The organism is Paludicola sp. MB14-C6 (genome assembly GCF_030908625.1).
Taxonomy (GTDB): domain Bacteria; phylum Bacillota; class Clostridia; order Oscillospirales; family Ruminococcaceae; genus Paludihabitans.
Window position 1 is genome coordinate 1,392,385 of record NZ_CP133133.1, and the last position, 24,186, is coordinate 1,416,570.

25 protein-coding genes are annotated in these 24,186 nt (G+C 35.0%); 8 read left to right on the forward strand and 17 right to left on the reverse strand.

The features are described from left to right. Positions 1–5: 5 nt before the first annotated feature. Positions 6–1,673, forward strand: a complete 1,668-nt coding sequence (locus RBG61_RS06705) for a DUF4091 domain-containing protein (RefSeq protein WP_307947019.1) — start codon at positions 6–8, stop codon at positions 1,671–1,673. A gap of 104 nt (positions 1,674–1,777) precedes the next feature. On the opposite strand, the gene RBG61_RS06710 is transcribed toward RBG61_RS06705, so the two are convergent. From RBG61_RS06710 to RBG61_RS06720, 3 genes are all read right to left on the reverse strand, one after another. After that, complete coding sequence (locus RBG61_RS06710; protein WP_307947021.1) at positions 1,778–2,587, reverse strand: DUF4097 family beta strand repeat-containing protein; 810 nt, start codon at positions 2,585–2,587, stop codon at positions 1,778–1,780. 239 nt (positions 2,588–2,826) lie between these two features. After that, positions 2,827–4,131: an ABC transporter permease gene (locus RBG61_RS06715; protein WP_307947024.1), complete on the reverse strand. Its 1,305-nt coding sequence runs from the start codon at positions 4,129–4,131 to the stop codon at positions 2,827–2,829. Next, the gene (locus RBG61_RS06720) at positions 4,118–4,855 is read right to left on the reverse strand and encodes an ABC transporter ATP-binding protein (RefSeq protein ID WP_307947027.1); all 738 of its coding nucleotides are present in this window, start codon (positions 4,853–4,855) and stop codon (positions 4,118–4,120) included. The genes RBG61_RS06715 and RBG61_RS06720 overlap by 14 nt, the downstream gene beginning before the upstream one ends. Before the next feature lie 236 nt (positions 4,856–5,091). On the opposite strand from RBG61_RS06720, the gene RBG61_RS06725 reads away from it, so the two are divergent. The 3 genes from RBG61_RS06725 (at position 5,092) to rpsI (ending at position 6,981) form a co-directional block, all read left to right on the forward strand. Beyond that, positions 5,092–5,763 (forward strand): ABC transporter ATP-binding protein, encoded by a 672-nt coding sequence (locus tag RBG61_RS06725; protein ID WP_307947029.1) that lies wholly within the window; start codon positions 5,092–5,094, stop codon positions 5,761–5,763. Positions 5,764–6,097: 334 nt separating this feature from the next. Next, positions 6,098–6,526, forward strand: a complete 429-nt coding sequence (gene rplM / locus RBG61_RS06730) for a 50S ribosomal protein L13 (RefSeq protein ID WP_307947032.1) — start codon at positions 6,098–6,100, stop codon at positions 6,524–6,526. Between the two features lie 56 nt (positions 6,527–6,582). Next, positions 6,583–6,981 carry a 30S ribosomal protein S9 gene (rpsI, locus tag RBG61_RS06735; RefSeq protein ID WP_307947034.1) on the forward strand — a complete coding sequence of 133 codons (399 nt, stop codon included), beginning with the start codon at positions 6,583–6,585 and terminating at the stop codon, positions 6,979–6,981. A gap of 113 nt (positions 6,982–7,094) precedes the next feature. Here rpsI and RBG61_RS06740 read toward each other — a convergent pair whose 3' ends face one another. From RBG61_RS06740 to RBG61_RS06750, 3 genes are all read right to left on the reverse strand, one after another. Further along, complete coding sequence (locus RBG61_RS06740) at positions 7,095–7,502, reverse strand: DUF4190 domain-containing protein (protein WP_307947037.1); 408 nt, start codon at positions 7,500–7,502, stop codon at positions 7,095–7,097. Positions 7,503–7,589: 87 nt separating this feature from the next. After that, positions 7,590–8,012: a TM2 domain-containing protein gene (locus RBG61_RS06745; protein ID WP_307947038.1), complete on the reverse strand. Its 423-nt coding sequence runs from the start codon at positions 8,010–8,012 to the stop codon at positions 7,590–7,592. A gap of 38 nt (positions 8,013–8,050) precedes the next feature. Further along, complete coding sequence (locus RBG61_RS06750; RefSeq protein ID WP_307947040.1) at positions 8,051–8,524, reverse strand: TM2 domain-containing protein; 474 nt, start codon at positions 8,522–8,524, stop codon at positions 8,051–8,053. A 126-nt stretch (positions 8,525–8,650) separates the two neighbouring features. On the opposite strand from RBG61_RS06750, the gene RBG61_RS06755 reads away from it, so the two are divergent. Both RBG61_RS06755 and gdhA read left to right on the forward strand, forming a co-directional pair. Further along, positions 8,651–9,013, forward strand: a complete 363-nt coding sequence (locus tag RBG61_RS06755) for a DUF2752 domain-containing protein (RefSeq protein WP_307947043.1) — start codon at positions 8,651–8,653, stop codon at positions 9,011–9,013. Between the two features lie 362 nt (positions 9,014–9,375). Further along, complete coding sequence (gdhA, locus tag RBG61_RS06760; RefSeq protein ID WP_307947044.1) at positions 9,376–10,728, forward strand: NADP-specific glutamate dehydrogenase; 1,353 nt, start codon at positions 9,376–9,378, stop codon at positions 10,726–10,728. A 220-nt stretch (positions 10,729–10,948) separates the two neighbouring features. Here gdhA and RBG61_RS06765 read toward each other — a convergent pair whose 3' ends face one another. The 6 genes from RBG61_RS06765 to spoVAC form a co-directional block, all read right to left on the reverse strand. Beyond that, positions 10,949–11,716: a GNAT family N-acetyltransferase gene (locus RBG61_RS06765; protein WP_307947047.1), complete on the reverse strand. Its 768-nt coding sequence runs from the start codon at positions 11,714–11,716 to the stop codon at positions 10,949–10,951. Positions 11,717–11,885: 169 nt separating this feature from the next. Next, a complete protein-coding gene (locus RBG61_RS06770) occupies positions 11,886–12,629 on the reverse strand; it encodes a hypothetical protein (protein ID WP_307947049.1) in 744 nt (247 codons plus the stop codon). Between the two features lie 56 nt (positions 12,630–12,685). Next, entirely contained in the window at positions 12,686–13,066 is a 381-nt protein-coding gene (locus tag RBG61_RS06775; protein WP_307947051.1) for a hypothetical protein, read from the reverse strand. A 108-nt stretch (positions 13,067–13,174) separates the two neighbouring features. Next, on the reverse strand, positions 13,175–13,543 hold the full coding sequence (gene spoVAE, locus RBG61_RS06780; protein WP_307947053.1) for a stage V sporulation protein AE: 369 nt from the start codon (positions 13,541–13,543) through the stop codon (positions 13,175–13,177). A 16-nt stretch (positions 13,544–13,559) separates the two neighbouring features. Then, the gene (gene spoVAD, locus RBG61_RS06785; protein ID WP_307947056.1) at positions 13,560–14,579 is read right to left on the reverse strand and encodes a stage V sporulation protein AD; all 1,020 of its coding nucleotides are present in this window, start codon (positions 14,577–14,579) and stop codon (positions 13,560–13,562) included. Positions 14,580–14,618: 39 nt separating this feature from the next. Further along, positions 14,619–15,062: a stage V sporulation protein AC gene (gene spoVAC / locus RBG61_RS06790; protein ID WP_307947057.1), complete on the reverse strand. Its 444-nt coding sequence runs from the start codon at positions 15,060–15,062 to the stop codon at positions 14,619–14,621. A 199-nt stretch (positions 15,063–15,261) separates the two neighbouring features. On the opposite strand from spoVAC, the gene RBG61_RS06795 reads away from it, so the two are divergent. Then, positions 15,262–15,717 carry a phage holin family protein gene (locus tag RBG61_RS06795; RefSeq protein WP_307947058.1) on the forward strand — a complete coding sequence of 152 codons (456 nt, stop codon included), beginning with the start codon at positions 15,262–15,264 and terminating at the stop codon, positions 15,715–15,717. Positions 15,718–15,744: 27 nt separating this feature from the next. Continuing rightward, positions 15,745–16,419 (forward strand): N-acetylmuramoyl-L-alanine amidase, encoded by a 675-nt coding sequence (locus tag RBG61_RS06800; RefSeq protein ID WP_307947061.1) that lies wholly within the window; start codon positions 15,745–15,747, stop codon positions 16,417–16,419. Between the two features lie 87 nt (positions 16,420–16,506). Here RBG61_RS06800 and RBG61_RS06805 read toward each other — a convergent pair whose 3' ends face one another. The 5 genes from RBG61_RS06805 to RBG61_RS06825 form a co-directional block, all read right to left on the reverse strand. Further along, positions 16,507–17,568: a branched-chain amino acid aminotransferase gene (locus tag RBG61_RS06805; RefSeq protein WP_307947064.1), complete on the reverse strand. Its 1,062-nt coding sequence runs from the start codon at positions 17,566–17,568 to the stop codon at positions 16,507–16,509. A 320-nt stretch (positions 17,569–17,888) separates the two neighbouring features. After that, the gene (gene trpB, locus RBG61_RS06810) at positions 17,889–19,094 is read right to left on the reverse strand and encodes a tryptophan synthase subunit beta (protein WP_307947067.1); all 1,206 of its coding nucleotides are present in this window, start codon (positions 19,092–19,094) and stop codon (positions 17,889–17,891) included. Positions 19,095–19,749: 655 nt separating this feature from the next. Beyond that, positions 19,750–21,594, reverse strand: a complete 1,845-nt coding sequence (asnB, locus tag RBG61_RS06815; protein WP_307947069.1) for an asparagine synthase (glutamine-hydrolyzing) — start codon at positions 21,592–21,594, stop codon at positions 19,750–19,752. A 72-nt stretch (positions 21,595–21,666) separates the two neighbouring features. After that, complete coding sequence (locus RBG61_RS06820; protein ID WP_307947070.1) at positions 21,667–22,830, reverse strand: transglutaminase domain-containing protein; 1,164 nt, start codon at positions 22,828–22,830, stop codon at positions 21,667–21,669. 79 nt (positions 22,831–22,909) lie between these two features. Further along, complete coding sequence (locus RBG61_RS06825) at positions 22,910–24,115, reverse strand: diphosphate--fructose-6-phosphate 1-phosphotransferase (protein ID WP_307947072.1); 1,206 nt, start codon at positions 24,113–24,115, stop codon at positions 22,910–22,912. Between the last annotated feature and the right edge of the window lie 71 nt (positions 24,116–24,186).

Below are 24,186 nucleotides of genomic sequence, written 5' to 3' on the forward strand. Positions count from 1 at the left end.
TTATTATGAGTAAATTAAAAATGCAATTCACCTCTTCCCTTGAAAAATGTTTACCAAACGAAGCGCTAGAAAGCAAACCTGCTCTTGACCACATAACAATGCTTAAAAATGAGCGTTATTCTTTTTGTGTTGCCTATCAAGAAATAGATACCACCATATGGGCCAAATCTGTTGTAACTGTAAAGGTTACTTCAACGATAGATGCAACTATTCACACCTATCAAGTTGACCTTGTCCCTGTTATGATGGCAGCATATCATAATAAATCGGATAACAATTATATAAGCAACGAGCCTGGTCTTTTCCCAGATTTATTAACCCCAATTGATGAGCAAGCACCTTTATATTGTGTTCCAAATCAGCTAAATGCCCTATGGATTACAATTGATGCAGTTGAACCGATACAAGCAGGAGATTATTCAATCACCGTAACGTTTTCTGAAGATGGGAATGAAATTATTTGCAAGACGATACCCGTTCATGTTATTGATGCTATTTTGCCACCACAAACATTCCAATATACCCAATGGTTTTATGCGGATTGTTTATCATCTTACTACAATGTAGAACCGTTATCAGATGAGCATTTTGCTATCATCGAGCGTTTTATGCAAGCTGCGGTTTCTTATGGTATTACACAAATTTTAACCCCAGTTGTTACCCCTCCGCTTGATACTGCTGTTGGCGGAGAACGCCCAACCATACAACTAGTTGGAATTACAAAAGAAAACGATACATTCACATTTGACTTTACACTATTAGATAAATGGATTGACTTATGTAACCGCTGTAGGGTACAACGCTTTGAAATTTCCCATCTATTTACCCAATGGGGAGCGGAACATGCTCCAAAAATTATGGCTACCGTAGGTGGCGAATATAAAAAAATATTTGGTTGGGAAACCGACGCTTTTAGTGAAGAGTATCGTATATTCTTACGCAGTTTTATTCCTGCACTACTTTCCTACTTTAAGCAAAAAGGAATCCGAAAAGGCCAAATTGTTTTCCACATTTCAGATGAGCCATCGTTGGAACACTTAGCAAACTATAAAAAAGCAAAAGAAATGATAGCCGACCTACTCGAGGACTATACTATTATGGATGCGCTATCTAACTATGATTTCTATGAGCAAGGAATTGTAGCCCACCCGATTCCAGCAAATGACCATATGGAAGCGTTTTTAGAGCATCATGTTCCTGATTTATGGACTTACTATTGCTGTGCACAATGCGAAGATGTAAGCAACCGTTTTATAACGATGCCATCTGCTCGCAATCGCATCATTGCAACGCAGTTTTACAAATACAACATTAAAGGATTCTTGCATTGGGGCTATAACTTCTATTACAATCAATTTTCCAAAAAACTGATTGACCCATATCGTGTTACAGACGGTGAATATTTTGCACCATCCGGTGATGCATTTAGCGTTTATCCAGGAAAAAGTGGAGTACCGTTACTCTCCATCCGCATGGTCGTATTTCATGAAGCTCTTCAAGATTTACGTGCAATGTTGCTATGTGAACAACTCTATTCTCGCGAGTTTGTAGTAGATTTAATGGAGAAAGATCTTACTACACCGATTACATTCAAGCAATATCCGTATAATCCAGAATACTTGATTTCTTTTAGAGAAAAAATCAATGCTGCAATTGAAAGAAAACTGAAATAGCAAAAACGCCGACAAAAAAGTCGGCGTTTTATTATTGCCTTATTATATATCCCATAATTTCCGCAACATGACTTATAAAGCTACTAAGTAAATCGATTCTAATACTATTGATAAATGTTAATGCTCCCCGTTACCGCTGATACTACTACTTCATTTTGTCTACCATTGTTCACGTCCGCAATCGAGTTATATCCCGAATGCATTTTGACTTTACCTGCAACACTATTGCAGTTTGAAGAAAAGCGGTAATCGCTTGGTAAATTAAGTGTTATCCCACCCGTTGTAGCGTTTACGTAAATTTTATCATAACAATCACGAACGCTCATATCCAATTTTCCGGATAAGGTTGCTACGTTAATGATTGTATTATATGCTTGTGGATGTCTTAAATGAACATTTTGTACATTCATAGCACCCGTTTTTGAGTTAATAAACAAACCATTTGTTGTAAGTTCTTTAAGATTCACATTTCCGGTTACACTATCAACGCTGATTGAGTCTGCATCTACCAATTCAAAGCTGGTTATCCCTGTTACTAATTTAGTTCTCAATTCACTTACTTTAATATCATTCATTTGAAGGTTCGCTGTTGTACCGGATATATTTAAGCGATTACAATATGATTTTGGAATAGATACTACAACACAAACGTGAACTAATGAAAATGTATCAAAAAAGAGGTTTCCTTTTTTAAGCTCGATTTGAATTGTATCTACATTTTGTACGACATCAACACGATAACGTGGGTATTGATTCGGTTTTTCTAAATAAACCTCAACAGATAACTCTGACTTATCATATGACACTACTTGAATATCACCAAACATAATATCCATGTTAATACTTTGAATTCGATCAACTGACTTCTTTGCACTATAAACTAACAATTGGGAAGATAAATTGAATTTTGCCATACTGAAATTTTCCTTTCTTTGTGCAGTAATTTCGGCATAATTAAGATTGTCTAAGCTTTGAAAGTGGAAAATGCCTTGAAGATTATTTGCTATCCAAATCATATTGTATTATTTGGGAATTGTATATATTCATAATACGACAAATTACAACAAATGTCTAATGTTATTTTATATTTTGATCCTCTAGACCATAAAAAAAGTGATGAGATTAAAACTCATCACTTTCGATATATCATTCTTTATACTGTATGTTTCTTTTTCTTGCCAAATTCTAATGTCATTGTAAATATCTTATCTGTTGAAAATACCCGAACTGCCATAATCATTACAATAATTAACACTACGATTTGATAAACCATTCCGATAAAGAACATTGTATAATTACCAAATAGCAAGTTGCTGGAAGCTGTAAATGTATGGGTAAATGGGATGAGGTAAATCAACACTTTTCCAACTAGAGGAAGTGAATTAACGTCTAAGAACATTGTTACAAAATACGGAATCATGGTTAAAAACATTAACGGCATTACTAAGCTTTGTGCAGATTTTAAGTCTTTTGCAAGTGCACCTAAAATCATACTGATTGCTAACGCAATTAATATTGTTAAAAACAATTGCACACCAATCAACGCATATTGTCCTGCTCCTAATTTCAAGCCCAAATTTGCAAGGGCATCGCTTATTCCTGTTGTATTCATAGCTTCTTCAGGCGCTCCCATACCGCCCATCATGCCGTTCATATAGCTAGAAAATCCAAACATATAAACTCCAGCCATTAACAATGAAAATACGCCGGAAGCACACATTTTAGCTCCTAATACAGATAAACGTGATACAGGTGCTGATAATAAAGTTTCTAAAGTTTTATCATTTTTTTCATTTGCAATAGCCGCTACATTGAGTTGTGATGCCATTGTAATAAGCAAAAATACAATGATTGGAATAAAGATAGACTGTTGCATTGCAAAGCTGAGCAACATATCAGAATTGATTGTTTCGCTTTTCCCTGCTACTACTGTTATATCTGTTGTTTTGATTGGGTTTTTGATATATTCTGCATTAAGATTAGGATTTGCTTGTTGTATAATAGAAGATGAAATGGTTTCTTTTATGATATCGGCAACATTTTGTGCTGATTTATCGCTATTGCTCATCATAGAAAAACTTTTTAATGCAGAAACTATCTGAATTTCTTGCACTTTGCTGTTTTTTACGCCTTGTTCAAAACCTTTTGGAATGACAGCAACACAAGTATGTTCATCTATTTCATACGCTTTTGTTATCAAATCCTCAGACTTTTCCCCTTGGATTTGCGTGATCTTAAGTCCCGCTTTTTCGAGCATAGCAATGGCTTGTTTGCTTAATTGGGATTGATCACGATCACAAACTACAGCAGAACCCATTTTGTCGTTCATATCTTTCCCAACATCACTCATAACCGTTCCAAGAAGCATAAATATGCCGACAAACGCAACTAAAGAAATTAACGTTTGGAGTGTCATTAAATCTCTTAATTCTTTTTTAAATAATTTAAAGAACTTCATTTGCTTCCACCGCCTTTTCGAATACTTCCTCAAGGTTTGCCGCGCCAAGCTCTTCTTTTAACTCTGATGGCTTTCCAACAAGCATTAGCTTACCTTTATTAATAATACCAACTCGGTCGGATAAAAACTCGATTTCAAGCATGTTATGGCTTGTAATTAAAAAGGACATTCCTTCATCTGCTAATGTACGAATCATTCTTCTAATTTCAAGCGCATTTAAAATATCAAGCCCTGAAGTTGGTTCATCTAAAATTGCTAATGCCGGCCTTGTCATAATTGCACGAGAAAGCAATAATTTACGAATCATACCGCGACTGTAAGAACCGATTTTATCTTTTAGTCGATCGCCCAATCCACACATAGAAACGGCGTTTTCAACATATTCTTTCTCTTTTTGTTTATCATTTGTAAACAAGGAAGCCATAAACTCAAGATATTTTCTTCCTGTCATATTTTTATATGCTCCAGCTTCGTCAGGAAGATATGTTATGCGCTCTCTTACTTTTTCCGGATGCTTTCTCACACTGATTCCTTCAATAAAAGCATCGCCATCGGTTGGTTGAATCAATGTTGATATCATACGAATGGTCGTTGTTTTTCCCGCACCATTTGGCCCAATCAACGCAAAAATTTCGCCTTTTTGTACATCAAAGCTTACTTCATTAGCCGCTAATACTTTTGTATATTTTTTAGAAAGCTTTTGTACACTTAAAGTAGGTTCCATTAGTATCAACTCCTTACTGAATTTATGAAATTATCTGTATCATAGCAACAATACAATAATACACTTTATAGAATATTTTGTCAATATATATTCTACCGACTTGAATTTTGTATAGTTTACTTTACAAAATTAGTATAGCACGCTTTACATTCTGCTGTCAATATTTTTTCATAAAAATAATAATACTGGTAAAACTAACTTAGAGTATGCAACTGCAATGGAAACGGAGTAATCATATGGATGACTTAATTGTTACCGAAAACGTATGTAAATTTTATCAACTAGGCGATAACGAGGTTATCGCATTAGACCAAGTAAATATCAAAATTCAAAAAGGCGAATTTGTCGCCATCGTTGGTTCTTCAGGAAGCGGGAAATCCACTCTTATGAATGTTCTTGGATGCTTAGACACTCCTACATCGGGACGATATTTTTTAGAGGGTATTGATATTGGCACACAATCAGAAGATGCTTTGAGCGAAATTCGTAATAAAAAAATCGGATTTATCTTTCAAAGCTTTAATTTAGTGCCAAACCTAACCGCAATTGAAAACGTTGAGCTTCCGTTAATATACCGTGGCGTAAAACGTTCCAGCCGCAGAGAATTATCGAAGCAAGCACTTACACACGTAGGACTCGAACAGCGCTTAAATCACCTTCCATCTCAAATGTCAGGTGGTCAGCAACAGCGTGTCGCAATTGCACGCGCAATAGCCGCTCGCCCTCCAATTATTCTTGCAGATGAACCTACCGGAAATCTTGATAAAAAATCAGGTGTAGATGTTATGGATATTCTATTGGATTTGAATAAAGAAGGAAAAACTATTATCCTTATCACTCACGATACCGAAATTGCACATCTTGCAAATCGGCAAATTCAAATGTCCGACGGAAAAATAGTCTTGTAAAAGAAGGTGGTGTTCCACCTTCTTGCATTTTTCTTCACATAACGGCAGGAGCAAGCCCCTGCCCTACATAGTGCAGGCAGCCCACATAGGGTCCCCGGTCTATTTTTCGTCAAATAATACAAGGGGAACTTAAAAAAATAATTATTGTTGATTGTTTTATATAAACTTTTAAAAATGAAATGGTCTTTAAGATAATGAGAGAAATAGAGATATATCAAGAGAATTCAAGAGAATAAGGTATCTAAATTAAAAAATAGCCGTTTTTCGTGTTGACAAGTAGGTTGACTTGACTTATAATAGAAAGCACGTTGAAAACAAATTGGAGGTAAAGATTATGTCAACTACTATGGCAAATGCACAAACAATTAGCCGTAAATGGTATATACTAGATGCAACTGACGTATCACTTGGTCGTGTAGCTGTAAAAGCTGCTCATATCCTTCGTGGTAAACACAAACCTGAGTTTACTCCTCACGTTGATTGTGGTGATCATGTTGTTATTATCAATGCTGCAAAAGCAGTTTTGACTGGTAAAAAACTAGAGCAAAAAAAATACTACCATCACACTGGCTGGATTGGTAACATGAAAGAAGTAAAATATTCTGATTTAATGCAAACTAACCCAGAAAAAGCTATGATGCTTGCAGTTAAAGGTATGCTTCCTGATACTGTTCTAGGAAGAAATCAACTACGTCGTTTAAGAGTTTACAAAGCTGCTGAACACGAAAACGCTGCTCAAAAACCTGAAGTTTATCCTCTATAATCTTGGATAACAACGACAAATCGATTAAAATTTAGTAAAATTAGGAGGCAATTTAGATGTACGAATCACGCCCATATTTTTATGGAACAGGCAGAAGAAAAAGCTCTGTTGCAAGAGTTAGAGTATATGCTGGTAGCGGCAAGATTACAATCAATGGCAGAAACATTGATGATTTCTTTGGCCTAGAAACTTTAAAACTAATCGTTAACCAACCACTAGAATTAACTAACACAGTTGGTAAATTTGATATTGAATGTAACGTTAACGGCGGTGGCGTTACTGGTCAAGCTGGTGCAATCAGACACGGTTTATCTCGTGCTTTATTGCAATTTGATGCTGAGCTACGTCCAGAATTGAAAAAAGCTGGATTCCTAACTCGTGACCCAAGAATGAAAGAGCGTAAAAAATACGGTCTTAAAGCTGCTCGTAGAGCTCCACAGTTCTCAAAAAGATAGTTTGCGGTTTACCGCTTATTTCAAAAGCCATTGGCGTTATGCCAATGGCTTTTGGTTTGTTACATAAAAACGCAGCATTTCATATGAAATTCATAATAAATGCTGCTTAAAATTTATTGTAATTCCTTCAAGAAATAAGGATTCTCCATAATTTCTTTTGCAAAAGCAAAACCGATTACTGCAAATGCGATACCACAAATGATTCCGATAGCAGATAAAACAATTCCGACAATCGCCATTGTTTTACCACTGGTTTTCATTCCCAGCACACCTAGAATAATACCAATAATTGCTGCAGGTATAGCAAGATACCATGCACAACTAAACACAATTGAACAAATTCCTAATACCAAAGCGGCAATTGCCATGCCCTTCTTCTCTTTTGGTTGTTGATATTGTGGTTGGAATGGTGGTTGTTGGTATTGCGGCGGAACATACGGTTGCTGTGGTTGAGATGGTGCAGCTGGTTGTTCAGGCTGCTGATTGCTTAAATCTGGTGTTTGGTTTTCAAACTCATTCATTGTCTAATCTCCTTCTGTTGCTTCATTTGATAACGGAACGCCGTTTCTGATAGTCCAAATATCAACTATCTACATACTGTTTCTCTTTTAGTTAGAAAGCGGAACACCATTTGCATCAACCGGATTTTGATTTGTTAAAATCAAAATACCTTCAATTAAACCCCAAATAGAAGTAATTGCTACTCCAAATCCACAAGTTAATACTGTAATTAGCAATTGTGCTACCGCTTTTCCTGTAAATCCTAAGTAAAAATTATGCACACCAAAATAGCCAAGAAAAATCCCTAGTAATCCCGCCGCAATTTTACTTTTTTGATTGTAGCCCATAGGCGGTTGAGGAGGTATTGGTTGTTGAAACGGTGGTTGTTGATAGTTTGGTTGTTGGTACTGTGATTGTTGATAATTCGGTTGTTCATATTGTTGATTTGGTTGTGCATTGGTATATGGTTGTTGATTCTGCGCTTGATTGTTTTGGTCAAAGTTTGGTCCCATGTTTTGGTTTTCGTCCATGTTTATTCCCCTTTAAAATTATTATAATTAAATTAACTCTAGTTGGATAGCGGAACACCGTTTGCATCAACTGAATAATTACTAGTAAGAATAATAATACCTTCAATTAAGCCCCAAATATAAGAAATTGCATATCCAACACCACACGTTAACACCGTAATTAATAATTGCGCAACCGCTTTCCCTGTAAATCCCAAATAAAAATTATGCACACCGAAACAACCAAGGAAAATTCCTAGTAAACCAGCGGCAATTTTGCTTTTTTGATTGTAACCATATGGTACTTGCGGGTTAAAAGGCTGTTGAAACGGCGGTTGTTGATATTGCTGATAGTTTGGTTGTTGAAATGGTGGTTGCTGGTATTGTTGATAATTAGATTGTTGAAATGGTGGTTGCTGATAATTTGATTGTGTCTGTTGGTTTGGCTGCGCATTGGTATATGCTTGTTGCCCTTGATTAGGGGTTGGATTCTCTTCACCAAAGTTTGAATCCATATGTTGATTTTCATCCATATTAAGTTCCCCTTTACAAATAGAGTTTTTTTTCATATTATAATAGTATACTATTTTTTACAGATTTACAAGTATATCATGTGATTAATTTATGAAATTTAAAAATGATACAGAAGGATATTTGATATGAAATCTCAACTAAAAAAGCTGTTTGTCTTGTCTATTATATATGGTTGTATCGCCATTTTTATTCTTGTTTATGCAATTCTTATCAAACACGGCTATGGCATAGCCTGTCTTTTTCAAAAATACTTTGGAATTTCCTGTTTGTCTTGCGGTGCAACACGTGCCTTCTTTTCATTATTGCATTTTGATTTAATATCAGCAATCGCTTACAATGCAGTTTTTGCTTTGGTCATTTATCCGTTTACTGCTCTCTTGATTTTACAAGATTATATTGTTACAATAGTAAATGTTGTTTGCAAGAAGCGATACCAAAGTCTCGCTTCTTTTATATGGTCTTGTATGCAAAAAGAAACGGAGCGATAATATGAGTTGGATTTTTCCCGTTATTTGTTTTTATGTCAGTATCATTATCTTATTGCTCGCATATTTTCAAAAGAAAAAACCATACTATAAAAAGCTTCTCATAATTTCACTAATCATTAGTATATTTGGATTTATTTTATTTTTCATTTGGGGAATTGCAAGAAATTTTGTTTAAACAATACGCCAAATATGACGCAAGATTTTCTTGAACTTGCATTATTAACTAATTTTAGCCCACTTCTTCGCTTGATATTATGAATAATGAAGAAACAAAAAATTACGCTTGCAATTATAATCCTTTTTGTATATAATATTAGCATGAGAAAAATTAAGAAAAGAACAACTTATAAGGAGGAAATGAAATGACATTTAAAAGTGAATATCTTCAACAAGTATATAATACCGTTGAAAAAAGAAATGCTGGAGAAAGCGAATTTCTTCAAGCAGTAAGAGAAGTATTAGAATCCTTTGAGCCAGTAGTTGCACAAAACCCATCTATTATCCAAACCGGTGTAATTGATCGCATCGTTGAACCAGAGCGTTTTATTCAATTTCGAGTTTCTTGGGTAGACGATAACGGTAATGTTCAAGTTAACCGTGGATTTAGGGTTCAATTCAACTCTTCAATTGGTCCATACAAAGGCGGTCTTCGTTTCCATCCTTCTGTTTGTGCATCTGTTATTAAATTCTTAGGATTTGAACAATGCTTTAAAAACAGCTTAACTGGTCTACCAATGGGCGGCGGTAAAGGTGGATCTGATTTTGATCCGAAAGGTAAATCTAACGGAGAAATTATGCGTTTCTGCCAAAGCTTTATGACCGAGCTTTCTAAACATATCGGTGCTGATACTGACGTTCCTGCCGGCGACATCGGTGTTGGAGCTCGTGAAATCGGCTTTATGTATGGTCAATACAAACGCTTAAGAAATGAATTTACCGGCGTTTTAACCGGAAAAGGACTTACTTATGGCGGTTCTTTAGCAAGAAAAGAAGCAACCGGATACGGTGTTTGCTACTTTACTGACGAAATGCTAAAATGCATGAAAAACGATAGCTTTAACGGTAAAACTGTTGTTATTTCCGGTTCCGGAAACGTTGCAATTTATGCTACAGAAAAAGCAACTGAACTTGGCGCAAAAGTAGTTGCTCTATCTGACTCTACCGGTTACATCTACGATGCAAACGGAATCAACCTAGATGTAGTAAAACAAATCAAAGAGGTTGAGCGTGGTAGAATTAGTGAATACGCAAACCGTGTTGCTGGTTCTGTTTATACCGATGGTTGCCGTGGTATTTGGTCTATTCCTTGTGATATTGCTCTACCATGTGCAACACAAAACGAATTAAACGGTGAAGAAGCTGCTACATTAATTAAAAACGGCGTTATTGCTGTTGCTGAAGGCGCTAACATGCCATCTACTCCAGAAGCTGTTGAAGCATTCTTAAAAGCAGGCGTAATGTTTGGCCCTGCAAAAGCTGCTAATGCTGGTGGTGTTGCTACTTCAGGCTTAGAAATGAGCCAAAACTCAATGAGATATTCTTGGACTTTTGAAGAAGTAGATGCAAAACTAAAACAAATCATGATCAACATTTTCCACAACTCTTACGATGCTGCTGAAAAATACGGCATGAACGACAACCTAGTTGCTGGAGCTAATATTGCTGGATTCGAAAAAATTGCTGATGCAATGATCGCACAAGGCGTTTGCTACTAAATTATAATTAAACTAAAAATCCGACTCAACTTGATATTGAGTCGGATTTTTTATTTTTAATATTCTTTTACTACGTTTAAGTCATCCATTGCATTCCTACAAATCAAGACAAAACCAATCAAAGCTTACCCCTATTGTAATTATAAAGCGAGTCTATTCAAAATAATTACCCATTTATTTCTACTTAAAGTATATCATTTTTACACTAAAATGCATTACCTCATTGATTCATATCAGCAATAAAATCATTGGGTTTAATCGTCATTTGTACCCAAGATGGTAAAAAACCGCTCCTAATTGCATTTCTTACGGATTTAATATTTGACCATGCACAGCAATAAAACGGAACAATTCCTCTTTTCATAATTTCATGTGCAAGCTGATTTGTTATGGAAGAAGCAACTCCTTGTTTTCTATAATCCGGCAATACGTCAATACCTATTTGCCACATCGCATTACAGTCAGCAGAACATCCTGCCAGTCCAATCAGTTTGCCGTTGTGAAACGCTCCTACTCCTAATTTATCTAACTGTTTACGTTCTTTACACAAAGCGTTGCTCCATTGGGGTATATATAAGTTTTCAAAATCATTTTCATATAATACTCTTGTTTCAAACTTACACTTCAGCGTTGGAAAATGATCTACATTCGGTAAAAAATACTCAGCCATAAAACAAATATTTGCGTTATAAGGTTTTATTTTATCAATAAGCCAGTGCAAATTTGGTGTTTCAAAACAATGTTCTATTGAAAATTTGTTGATATATTCTGTTGCTATATCTCTAAACTCTTCTGAAACAGAAGCAACAATATTATTTCCGTATGACGTAAAGTCACATAGAAAAGGGAGTTTCAAATATTTACGAGCATTGGGGTTTTCTTTTGATAATACAACTTTATTTTTACAGCTAATAAAATCATCTGCAAAACAGTTACTATCAATAGCAGATTGCTTTAAAGCAATTGACATTACATCTTTATTGGTCATAATACTTCACACCCTTACTTTCGGCAAAACATCCTAACTATCATTACATTTATTGGCTAATCAAAGTATACAATAATACCTTTTTAAATACAATATAGACATACTATGCACCCCAAAAGTTTCTATCTTTTGGGGTGCATTTTGAAAAAACCAGTCGGATTTTTTGCTATTAAATGATTTCCCCACTTTTTAAATAAAGGCTATCATCCTTTTTTACCTCAAAGATGTATTTTACTGTGTTCGGTAAAAATTCTTTCTCTGACGAATCCCGCACATGCGTTGGATACATCTTAGCTACAACTGTTACTATATTTTGTTTTTGGTTAATTGATTGAATATCACTTGGATTACCTTGTGAAGAAAATGGTGCTTTGTTAATTTCATTCTTTTTTTCTTCCAGCCATTGAGGTGCTTTTTCTATCCCGAAATCACCTTTTAATATCGTTAGAATTTGATTGTAGTTTAGTTGTGCTTTCTGTTCTTTATCTAGCAATACGTCAAAATAATATTTACTTCGAAAACCTAAATACGTAGGAAAATCAGACATAGCTATATCATCAATGCTCTTGAAATTGCAAATAATATGAGCCTCGCTAAATGAGTCCAAAACTTTATTAATAAATAGCAATTGACGGTTTGTTAACTGATTGACACCGTTATAATGTACTTCTCCATCATATTCTTCTTTTTTAATTTTTGTAAATTGTTCTTCCATTTTAGAATAACTTGATTCATTGGAAGTGTTTCGCTGTGAAGAATCCATTTTAGACGAATTATCCATTGTTTCAGAAACAGATGATATAAGATTATTTGGTCCACTTTCAACCTTATAATTGCTATTTGTAGAACAACTACACAATGAAAACACCAAAAGAATGATAATGCCACTCAAAATTATACTTTTCTTTGACAAAGTAAAAACCGCCTTTCTTATTTATATTATAATATGTACTTGCTTACTAACTATAATTATGTTTGATTTATCTTATTTGTTTCCCATACTACTCGATTACTTCTTCCATCTGTTAAAATAATTTTTTTCAGGCTTGGATACTCATTGGGAATGGGAAGGCAAGAAGATGTTGACCTATCAACTTTAGCGAAAAGAGGAAGCCCTCCTTTAAATTCGATATACAGTATTCCATCCACGTACATAGTTATATATGATCTATAATGATATATCGCATGGATATTGTATGCAGTCACTATGATTTCTTTTTCTCCTACTTCTGCAGTTGCCTCTGTTAATTCTGTTGGTGTACACACAATTTCAAATAAAGAATAATATATACTCCCTAAAACAATACTAATTATTACAAGTATAATCGCTAACTTTACAATAAATTTCAATGTAGTCACTTCTTTTCAATAAATTCCTTTACTTTATTGAAACATACAAGGACACAAATGTCAAATATTTCATAATAAAAAGCTGTCATTTTTAATGACAGCTTTTTATTATGATTTATCTTTTGGTTTTGAAACTAACGCAACCATAAATGCACAAACAATTGCGGCAGTTATTCCAGCAGAAGTAGCGGTTAATCCACCTGTAATTACGCCTAATAATCCCTGCTCATGTACCGCTTTTTTTACTCCAACAGCTAATGCATATCCAAATCCAGTTAACGGAACTGTCGCACCGGCACCGCCAAATTTAACAATAGGCTCATATACTCCAAGCCCACCTAATATCACACCAATTACTACATATGCAACTAAAATCCTCGCCGGCGTCAATTTAGTATAATCAATCAGCACTTGTCCTATGGCACATAATGCTCCCCCAACAACAAATGCCTTTAAACAATTTAACAATATCTCCATCTTTTATACTCCTATCCTACTCCCATTTTTGATTTCCGATATGCACAAGATGGGCAATAGACGGGATCGACTCGCCTTGCTGCATGCTAGTAGGTGACATCAATGCACCTGTTGCAACAAATAATATATCTTTTAATACGCCTTCTTGTACTCTCTTTAAGATATAGGAACATAAAACAGATGCACTGCATCCGCAGCCGGATCCGCCTGCATGAACATCTTGTTCTTCTATATTAAAAATCAACTTTCCACAATCATTATGATTGGATGAAATATCTATTTCATCTCTCTTCAATAATTCTACTAATAATTTAGAACCAACCAATCCTAAATCACCCGTTAGTATTAAATCATAATCTGATGGCTTTGTGTTGGTATCGGTTAGATATTGCTTAATGGTATATTCAGCTGCGGGCGCCATTGCAGCTCCCATATTGTTAATATCTTTGATACCTAAATCTTGAATTTTGCCAGTGGTAACTCCTTTAATATATGGTGGTTGATCGCATTGACTGACAACTGCACATCCTGAGCCTGTTACCGTCCACTGCGCTGTTGGCGTTCGTTGTCCTCCATATTCCAATGGAAATCGGAATTGACGCTCTGCAGAACAAAAATGAGACGATGTCACTGCAACCGCATTTTCAACTAACTTGTTATCTGCAAATATTGCAGCTAAGCCTAATCCTTCTGCCATGGTAGAGCATGCACCATATAAACCATACATTGGTATATTGAGTTCACGCAATCCAAAGCTTGTACCAATACATTGATTCAATAAATCTCCGGCAAACAATAAATCAATATCGGAAGGTGCTAATTTTGCTTTATTCAGTGCACTATTTACTGCATCCTTTTGTAAACGACTTTCTGCTTTCTCCCAAGTTTTTTCGCCTAATGTTGTATCATCATGTACCATATCAAAATGCTGTGCTAATGGACCTTCCCCTTCTTTTTTCCCCACCACAGCCGCAAACGCCTTTATGCTTGGACAAGTTGTCAGTTTAAATGTATTGTGTGAAAGTTTAACTGACATAACAACGCTCCTTGACTTTCTTTTTCCGTCTTTCTTAAATTATAGTTTAAATAGAAACACTATGACTCCATATAAAACAGAGGCAAGTGTACCATATACAATGACAGGACCCGCAATAACAAATAATTTTGCACCAAGACCTAATATATATCCTTCTGATTTAAACTCTAATGCCGGCGAAACTACGGCATTTGCAAAACCCGTAATTGGTACTAATGTACCTGCTCCTGCAATTCTTGCAATATCATCATACACATTGATTCCTGTTAATATTGCAGACATCAATACTAATGAAATGGATGCCAACGTACTCGTAATATCTTTAGAAGCACCTAAATATTTATATATTTCCATTAACAGCTGCCCCACAACACAAATGGCTCCTCCAATTAAAAAAGCGAAAGGTATATTTTTATAACTTTTACTGTTTGGAGAAGCTTTTTTTACGATATCATTATATTCCATTGATGTTACTTGATTCATATAAAATCCCTCTCTTTTTTCCTTTAGTATAAGCAATCCCAATTAAAATATTCTATTGCAAACGTTTTTAAACCATTACACATATAATGTAGAGAATCCATTTATATTGATTAAATTTCTGAATAAGTTGCACGTTTCCATGCAACTTTACATATGTTTCACGTTATTATTGAGGGGACATATGGAAAGGAGGAGGTTTATGGACTCTATATGCACATTAATTAAAGTTTGCTTGGTTTCTGTTGCAACCTTTATTTCTGTAAAACTTGGAATTTTAGGTCCATTGCTCTTATTTTTACTCATTGCAATAATTGTTGACTATATTTCGGGTATGGTTGCAGCATCAGTACAAGGCAAATTAAATTCAAAAAAGGGTATCAAAGGTATTTTAAAAAAATTAGGCTATGTTTTTGCCGTTATTGTTGCGTTAATTGCTGATGAACTCATTATCGTCATTACTGCTAAGTTTGGCGTACAGCTTGCAGCTACTGCCACTTGTGGGTTATTAACAACAATTTGGCTTACACTGAATGAGTTGCTATCCATTCTCGAAAATATTGGTCGCATGGGCGTTCCATTGCCTAAAAAATTAAAACAAGTAATTGAGTTATTAAAAGATACAGTAGACGACGAAAAAACAGATCCTGAAAAATAAATTTCTTGATAAGAAAAGAGGTTATTGATGAGTACAATTATTTGTATTGATGCGGGCCATGGTGGTAGGGACAGCGGCGCTGTCAAAGAAAATCGTTACGAAAAAGACGACAATCTGCGATTTGCACTTGCCGTTGGAAAAGTTTTGTTAATTCAAGGTTTTCAAGTAATTTATACAAGAACAACAGATAAGGTAGTTTCATTACAAGAACGCAGTAATTTTGCAAACAAAAGTAATGCTGATTTTTATCTATCCTTACACCGAAATTCCTACATTACTTCTACCGCTTGTGGAATTGAAAACTGGATTTACCAGTATACCGATCAACAAACAGAACGTTTTGCAACCTGTATTTACGACGAGATTATCAAAGTAAATTCACAAGCAAATCGTGGAGTAAAACGAGGAAACTACCATGTTTTGCGCGAAACCAATATGCCTGCTTGTTTGTTGGAACTAGGATTTATTTCAAACAATAAAGATAATTTATTATTTGATACTTTATTAAAACAATACGCTGTTGCCGTTGTAAAAGGAATCTGTAGGTATCTCAACATTCCTTATCAAGATTCAAGTAATTCCAAACCGGATAATCCAGAAATTTTATACCGTGTTCAAGTAGGTGCATTTTCGATAAAAGAAAATGCTGAAACACTTGTTTCAGAATTAAAAGAAAAAGGCTATTCTGCTTATATTGTATAAAAAAAAGTCGCCTTAAGCGACTTCTTTTTTCATTCATTTTCTCCCTTATTAAAAAAAGCAAGCCAGAGCTTGCTTTTTTATATTTAATTATTCTACAACAACGGACCAACCAAATGGATCCTCTGTTTTGCCAAGTTGAATTGCAGTCATTTCGTTATATAATCTTTGGCTGATTGGGCCGATTTCATTATTGTTGATTGTAATAATATCATCTTTGTATTTTAATTCACCAACCGGAGAGATAACAGCAGCTGTTCCTGTTCCAAACATTTCTTTCAACTGACCGTTTTTTGCAGCCTCTTCCACTTCAAAAATTGATAATCTTCTTTCTACAACATTAAGTCCCCATGATTTCATCAATTCAATGCTTGATTTCCTAGTGATACCAGGCAAGATACTTCCTTGAAGTTCCGGTGTTACTACTTCATCACCAATTACAAAGAATACATTCATTGCACCAACTTCTTCGATATATTTACGCTCAACGCCATCCAACCATAATACTTGAGAATAACCGGTAGCTTCTTGTTGTGCTTTTAAAGATGCCGCATAGTTACCACCTGTTTTTGCGTAACCGATACCACCACGAACAGCACGAACATAACTAGGTTCAACATAAATTTTAACTGGGTTTAGTCCAGAAGCGTAGTATGCGCCAACCGGAGATAGGATAATAATAAATTTATAATTAGACGCTGGATGTACACCTAATTGTGCATCACAGCCGATGATAAATGGGCGAATATATAATGATGTTCCCTCACTTGATGGAATCCAATCTTGATCTACTTTTACTAATTCTTTTACTGCATGAATTGCAAAATCCACATCAATTTGAGGAATACATAAACGGTCATTTGATTGATTTAAACGTTTGAAGTTTTCTTCTGGTCTAAATAATAAAATGTTTCCTTTTGCACCTTTGTATGCCTTCATACCCTCAAATACTTCTTGGCCATAATGAAAAACAGAAGCAGATGGATCTAATTCAATTGGTCCATAAGGAACAATTCTCGCATCTCTCCATGCCCCATCTTTATAATCCATAATAAACATATGATCGGTAAACATTTTACCAAATCCTAATTGGGATTCGTTAGTTGGTTTTGCTTTTGGTGTTTTGGTTAATTCAATTCTAATATCAGTCATTGTCTTTTCCTACTTTCTAATTAAATTCTAAGCAATACGATTCATATTATAACGCACCTTGTGAATCTTACAGGATTGTTTTTATCAATTCTATTCACATATAGCGCTTAGCAGTGAATATTTTGTCTTTGTAAAACAAAATACACTATAGTATGTAAATATTTATAATATTATATTAAACTCTATTATATCACTGTTAGAAAAGTGTGGCAAGAAGAACAAATAAACAAAACGGCTTATTACCTAAGCCGTTTTGTTGTACAAAAATATTTTTTGCTATAAAGATTCACTTAATATTTTATCGAGAATTGCTCTTATCCTTACATATACTCTTTTAATACGTGTGCAATTTCATGCACATCCTTGTCTCCACGTCCAGATAGATTGATAACCACAATTTTATCTTTCGGAAGATTTCTTGCAAGCTGACAACCATAAGAAACAGCATGAGAGCTTTCAATTGCTGGTATAATTCCCTCTGTTTTTGATAAGTATAAAAACGCATCAACTGCTTGCTTATCTGTAACAGATCCATATTCTGCTCTTCCGCTTTCCGCATAAAAACAATGCTCAGGTCCTACACCCGGGTAATCAAGACCTGCTGCAATAGAATAAACCGGTAGCGGTTCTCCTTTGTCATCTTGTAGTACAAAGCACTTAAATCCATGTATAATTCCTTTTGTTCCCTTTGTAATGGATGCTGCATGATCTGGTGTATCCAAACCTCTGCCTGCGGGTTCAACCCCAACAAGTTTAACGTCTTTATCTTCATAGAACGGAGCAAACATTCCAATTGCATTACTTCCTCCGCCAACACAAGCAACCAAGTAATCAGGAAGTCTTCCCTCTGCTTGCATACATTGCTCTTTGATTTCTTCACCAATTACAGATTGAAAATATTTTACCATCTGTGGGTATGGATCAGGTCCAACAGCTGAGCCTAACATATAGAAGGTATCTTTATAGCTTCCCATTAAATCCGTTAATGCTGCATCTACTGCATCTTTCAATGTCCTGGTACCGTCTTTAACTGCCACGACTTTTGCACCTAACAGTTCCATACGAAATACATTTAAAGCTTGACGACGAACATCCTCTTCGCCCATATAAACGATACATTCCATATCAAATAGAGCACAAGCAGTTGCAGTAGCTACGCCATGTTGTCCTGCACCTGTTTCAGCAATAATACGTTTCTTGCCTAATCTTTTTGCTAAAAGTGCCTGACCGATTACGTTATTTATTTTGTGAGAGCCTGTATGATTTAAATCTTCTCGTTTTAAATAAACCTTTGCACCACCAAGCTCTTTGGTTAATTTTTCTGCATAATAAAATAAACTTGGACGGCCTACGTAATCTTTTAAATAGGTTTTGAATTCTTCTCTAAAATCATCACTGTTTTTAGCTTCCTCAAATTCATTTTTTAACTCTGCCATAATTTTGCTTAATTCATCCGGCAAAAATCGTCCCCCGAAATCTCCAAAAAATCCGTTGTTGTCTGGTAAATTCTTGTTTGTTGTCATCATTAAAACCTCTTTCAAATAATATATTTGTTGGCTTTAACACGATTGCCATACTTCGTGTAGGATGAACGGTGTTTATTTTATTGGCAGAAAATAAAAAAACACCTATCCTTGCTTCCAAGGACAGATGTAATATCTGCGGTACCACCTTGATTGACACAATTTGCATGACGCATTATAGTTACGTTGCATTTTGTTGTCCATCTCTCATCAGAGTGCCAACACACCCTTCGCTCTTTAACGCTAGCTTGCGTCGTGAAATACTCATGAACTGCAATAAAAATTCATTTTCCTCACGCCCTCTGGAGTCCATTTACCAGTTAAAAACCAGTAGGCTTAAAGCCCTCTAACCCGACAACTGCTAAGATTCCACCACCCTTAGCTCTCTTGAAGTCCGTAACATAAACTTTGTTTATGTGAAAGGTTTCTCTTTCAATTAGTTTTATCTCTCCATCAACGGTTTTATATATTATATACACACTTGCGTTAAATTGTCAATAGCAATTTAAAAACAATTTTGATTATCAGTAATCGTATTGGTTAATTGTGGGAGTCGATGCCTACATCGACCTCCTCTAGGGCTGATGTAGGCATCAGCCCCTACACAGTAACTTCAAATCATAACACTAAAGCGAGAGGATTGCCCTCTCGCTTTTTGTTAATCTCTAACACCTTCAAAAAATTGTTCATGCCAAATTAGGAACGTAAAAATTGCCCATATTTTGCGAGCATGATTATGCTTACCTGCTTTATGGATTTCTAACAATTCGATTACTTTATCGGTATTGAAATATTTTTTTGCAGTATCATTATTAAAATATTTTTTTACTATATTATAATAGCGATCTTCTCTCAACCATTCCACAAGTGGAAGTGGGAAGGCCATCTTTTTACGGTTCGCACTAATCGGATTAATTTCACGATTAGCTGCTTTTCTCATTGCAAGCTTGGTGTTTGCCTCACTCACTTTATATTTAACAGGAATCGTACGCGCCACATTAAAAATCTCTTTATCCAAGAAAGGAACACGAAGCTCCAAAGAATGTGCCATACTCATTTTATCAGCTTTTAATAAAATTTCTTGCACCATCCATACATGGATATCCATATATTGCATTTTTGTAATGTCATCTAAGTTTTTTACTTTATCATAAAAAGGTTTTGTATAGAACTGAGGAGCTTTAGAATCGTAATGATTTTTTAAATATTGATCCCGTTCGCCTTGTTTGAATAAGTTGCTGTTTCCAATATAACGCTCTTCGATTGGTTGGCTGCCACGAATGATAAATTGTCTACCTTTAAATTCAGGCATCGGTTTTACAATTCCTGCTGCCATTTTACGAAGAAATTTTGGTACCTTATGTTGATATTTTGCAATTGCTAATGGTTCTTTATATACATTGTATCCACCAAACATCTCGTCTGCGCCTTCACCTGAAAGAACAACCTTTAAGTCTTCAGCGGCACGTTGAGAAACAAAATACAATAAATTTGCACTTGGATTTGCCAAAGGTTCATCTAAGTGATATTGTACATTTCCAACGTTTGCAAAATATTCTTCAGAAGATACACGCTTTTCAAAATTCTCGACATGAAGCTCATCAGCTAACATTTTCGCATCCGGAGCTTCGCTATAACGAGCGTCATCAAATCCAATTGTATATGTTTTCACATCTTGCAGTTTAGATAATTCACAAGCAACATAGCTGGAATCTACACCGCTTGATAAGAAACATCCAACCTCAACATCACTGATTTTATGTGCTGCAACAGATTCCTTAAATGTTTTTGAAATTTCATCCACAAAATACTCTTCCGGTTTTGTTTCGTCCATATCAAATTCAGGAGTAAAGTATCTGGTGATTTTCATTTCTCCATTTTGATACTCATAATAATGGCCCGGAGCCAGTTTATATACGTTTTTAAAGAAAGTATCATATCCCGGTACGCAAGAAAAGGTTAAATAATCCGGTAATTTTTCTTCATTTAACTCTTTTTTAAAGTTTGGATGAGGTAAAAAGCTTTTTATTTCTGATCCAAAGAAAAAGGTATCGTTCATTTTTGCATAATAATAGGGTTTGATTCCAAAAAAATCACGACAGCCGAATAATTTATTTTCTTTTTTATCCCAAAGTGTGAAAGCGAACATACCACGAAGCTTGTTTGGCAATTCGGTTTTATATTCTTCGTATCCATGAACCAATACTTCTGAATCGGATTGCGTTTCAAAAATGTGTCCTTTTTCAATCAAATCTTTTCTTAAATCTTGATAATTATATATCTCACCATTAAATATTAAAACTAAGCTTTTATCTTCGTTAAATAGCGGTTGTGTACCATGCTCTAAGTCAATAATACTCAATCTTGCAAAACCAAATGCAATATCATCATCAACATAGCTCTCTTGTGAATCAGGTCCACGATGAACTATTTTATCTAACATCTTGCTTATTACTTCTTGCTTATTATCACATTTGCCACTAAAACCAACAAATCCACACATGTTTATTCTCCATTCTTTGACTCTTCACAGTTCAAACCTCAAAAAAGCTTTGGATTGCAAACAGTATATTCGTCATTTTTTATATTCCAACAGAAACGTAATCACATTTGTTTTTGCCTCATATGTTCGCCCTGTATAAGTTACTCCTTTATATTTGGATGCTTCTATAAAAATAGTATTATCCAATAGCCCATTTTGTACAGAAGATTCCACTAAAACCTCTGCAATTTTGTTTGTCTCAAACTGAATTTGAAACGCAGGAGTTCTTTCTCGTATTGCTTTTTGTGCTTGTGCCCTTACAAGCTTTTGAACCGCTTTTACATTCGTATCTTTTACAAGCGTACCGTTTTTTACAAAATAATTATACTCTTGTTTGTCACATTTCGGTATTTCCCAATTGGTACCGTCTTTTGATATGGTATGCGTTCTAAAAAGCTGCTGATCGGTTATTAACATATACTCTCTTGATAAATATTTCCCACCATTTTGCAAGTCGCGATCATCAAAAGTTGCATCTACCCAATAATAATCCTTCCCCAGCCGCACCAAATTCCAGGCATGAGGTTCATTTGCTTCTCCATATACTACAGTAGATTCTATTCCCATTTTCAAAAGTAAAAACTGGAGTGCTTTTGCATAGCCTTCGCAAGTTGCCTTTTTCTCTACAATACCACCATATACATTTCGTTGATTAGCAGCTTGCAAATCATAGGTTATTGTTTCAACTAATTTATCATGCGCTAAAAGTACTTTCTCATCATCTGGTAGTTTTGGACTTATATCTTGAAGTAATGCAGTAGTGCTTTGATTCAATTTCGTTAACGCTGTATCAATTTGGTCTTTGGTCATTGTAAATTGCAGTTTAACAGAAGTCTTACCCACAATATTTTTCATAAAAGTATAAGAATTACCCAACCATAATATTCCCGGATAATCTCGCATAATCGCAACCATAACTTTTGATAATTCATCACCAGAAACACGATCAATATCCACTTTTTCGGTTAAGCTTAAGCAAGCATTTACAATATCCTTATAGGGTTTTTTCAATTTTTCATCCAATTGATTAAAATAATAAGTTGAATTTGCTTCATTTGCCCATGTGTATTTTTCTAATATCGGCTTTTTCTCTTCAGGTAATTGTAGCTTAATGTACGAACAGGATGTCATGAAAAGACATGCTATTATCATTACAACGATTAATAACATACTTTTTTTTCTCATTCTAGTTCGCATTTTCACACCTACCCTAAATAATATTTTTAAAAAACAGCCTATAAAATAGTCTATGCAGTTTCAAAAAATCTAAACCAAATTATCTTAAATTGATATAAATCGGTAGCCCTGTTTCATCTTTAATTGGATTGATATCTCCTTGAATAAGAGGTAACATATACGCTACAATTTCTTTTTGCACCTTTTCATTTTCTAAATCAAACCATTCAATTGGCACATCTTTTGCTTTATTTGCAATATTGGCAACATCAGTTGCAGCAATTTCTATTTGATACGGTTGATTGGAAGTTCGTTGGAACACCATTGTAATTCCACTTTCTCCGTTTTCAGCCGCTTCTACAGCTTTTTCTCCAATTAACGTAGCTTCATCAATATCTGATTTTGACGCTAAATGAGAAGAACAGCGCTGCATAACATTCAATTCAATCGAACGAACCTTACAGCCAACCTTACGCATTACCAAGCCTTCGAGATATTTTCCAACTCCGCTTAAATAAGTATGTCCAAAAGAATCCACTACACCACTTTTTGTTGACATCCCAACATATTCGCCATCCGAAGTCTTGATTCCTTCACTTACTACACAAATTACTGTTTTTTCGGTTTGCTGTACCTCTTTTATTTTTTCAATAAATTGATCTTCATAAAAACTGGTTTCCGGAATTGCAATAATATGAGGTGCTTTCCCCCCAAGGAAACGTGGTAACGCAGAAGCTAATGTAAGCCAGCCGCTATTTCTTCCCATGATTTCTACAATCACTACATTTTTCACAGGATAGATTTGGCTGTCTCGAATGATTTCACTAATGGTATGATAAAGATATTTTGCGGCACTTCCAAAACCCGGAGTATGGTCTGTAACCGGTAAATCATTGTCAATTGTTTTTGGAACACCAATTACTTGTATTGCAATCTGATTTTCTTTAAAATACTGATTTAGTTTCAACACAGTATCCATTGAATCATTTCCACCAATGTAAAAGAAATAGCCTACTTCGTATTTTTCAAGAATTTTTTGTATAATCGGATAGCTTTCTTCTTTTAATTTATGTCTGCAGCTGCCAAGGGCCATTGCAGGAGTTTGTTGTAAAAGGGATAAATGATAATCATCTGTATAAGTTCCTAAATCTATAATTGTGTCATTTAATACACCTTCAATACCATTTACAGCACCATATATTTTATCAATTTGTTGTGATTTGGTTGCAGCTTTCATAATTCCGGCAAGCGACGAGTTAATCGCTACACTTGGTCCACCCGAAAGCCCAATTAATATATTCTTCAATCGTTAAGCCTCCATATGTCTTCGTTTTCATAATCGTTTTTATTATACATGATTTTGTTGTTGATTGCAAT

What these genes read in the sequence shown, in the direction of transcription:
- RBG61_RS06725 (WP_307947029.1), top strand. Translation starts at nt 5,092, where the DNA reads ATGGATGACTTAATTGTTACCGAAAACGTATGTAAATTTTATCAACTA.
- RBG61_RS06795 (WP_307947058.1), top strand. Translation starts at nt 15,262, where the DNA reads ATGGACTCTATATGCACATTAATTAAAGTTTGCTTGGTTTCTGTTGCA.
- spoVAD (WP_307947056.1), bottom strand. Translation starts at nt 14,579, where the DNA reads ATGTCAGTTAAACTTTCACACAATACATTTAAACTGACAACTTGTCCA.
- RBG61_RS06740 (WP_307947037.1), bottom strand. Translation starts at nt 7,502, where the DNA reads ATGAATGAGTTTGAAAACCAAACACCAGATTTAAGCAATCAGCAGCCT.
- RBG61_RS06750 (WP_307947040.1), bottom strand. Translation starts at nt 8,524, where the DNA reads ATGGATGAAAATCAACATATGGATTCAAACTTTGGTGAAGAGAATCCA.
- RBG61_RS06705 (WP_307947019.1), top strand. Translation starts at nt 6, where the DNA reads ATGAGTAAATTAAAAATGCAATTCACCTCTTCCCTTGAAAAATGTTTA.
- RBG61_RS06765 (WP_307947047.1), bottom strand. Translation starts at nt 11,716, where the DNA reads ATGACCAATAAAGATGTAATGTCAATTGCTTTAAAGCAATCTGCTATT.
- rpsI (WP_307947034.1), top strand. Translation starts at nt 6,583, where the DNA reads ATGTACGAATCACGCCCATATTTTTATGGAACAGGCAGAAGAAAAAGC.
- spoVAC (WP_307947057.1), bottom strand. Translation starts at nt 15,062, where the DNA reads ATGAATCAAGTAACATCAATGGAATATAATGATATCGTAAAAAAAGCT.
- RBG61_RS06755 (WP_307947043.1), top strand. Translation starts at nt 8,651, where the DNA reads ATGAAATCTCAACTAAAAAAGCTGTTTGTCTTGTCTATTATATATGGT.
- asnB (WP_307947069.1), bottom strand. Translation starts at nt 21,594, where the DNA reads ATGTGTGGATTTGTTGGTTTTAGTGGCAAATGTGATAATAAGCAAGAA.
- RBG61_RS06745 (WP_307947038.1), bottom strand. Translation starts at nt 8,012, where the DNA reads ATGGACGAAAACCAAAACATGGGACCAAACTTTGACCAAAACAATCAA.
- rplM (WP_307947032.1), top strand. Translation starts at nt 6,098, where the DNA reads ATGTCAACTACTATGGCAAATGCACAAACAATTAGCCGTAAATGGTAT.
- RBG61_RS06800 (WP_307947061.1), top strand. Translation starts at nt 15,745, where the DNA reads ATGAGTACAATTATTTGTATTGATGCGGGCCATGGTGGTAGGGACAGC.
- RBG61_RS06715 (WP_307947024.1), bottom strand. Translation starts at nt 4,131, where the DNA reads ATGAAGTTCTTTAAATTATTTAAAAAAGAATTAAGAGATTTAATGACA.
- gdhA (WP_307947044.1), top strand. Translation starts at nt 9,376, where the DNA reads ATGACATTTAAAAGTGAATATCTTCAACAAGTATATAATACCGTTGAA.
- RBG61_RS06805 (WP_307947064.1), bottom strand. Translation starts at nt 17,568, where the DNA reads ATGACTGATATTAGAATTGAATTAACCAAAACACCAAAAGCAAAACCA.
- trpB (WP_307947067.1), bottom strand. Translation starts at nt 19,094, where the DNA reads ATGATGACAACAAACAAGAATTTACCAGACAACAACGGATTTTTTGGA.
- RBG61_RS06710 (WP_307947021.1), bottom strand. Translation starts at nt 2,587, where the DNA reads ATGGCAAAATTCAATTTATCTTCCCAATTGTTAGTTTATAGTGCAAAG.
- RBG61_RS06820 (WP_307947070.1), bottom strand. Translation starts at nt 22,830, where the DNA reads ATGCGAACTAGAATGAGAAAAAAAAGTATGTTATTAATCGTTGTAATG.
- RBG61_RS06720 (WP_307947027.1), bottom strand. Translation starts at nt 4,855, where the DNA reads ATGGAACCTACTTTAAGTGTACAAAAGCTTTCTAAAAAATATACAAAA.
- spoVAE (WP_307947053.1), bottom strand. Translation starts at nt 13,543, where the DNA reads ATGGAGATATTGTTAAATTGTTTAAAGGCATTTGTTGTTGGGGGAGCA.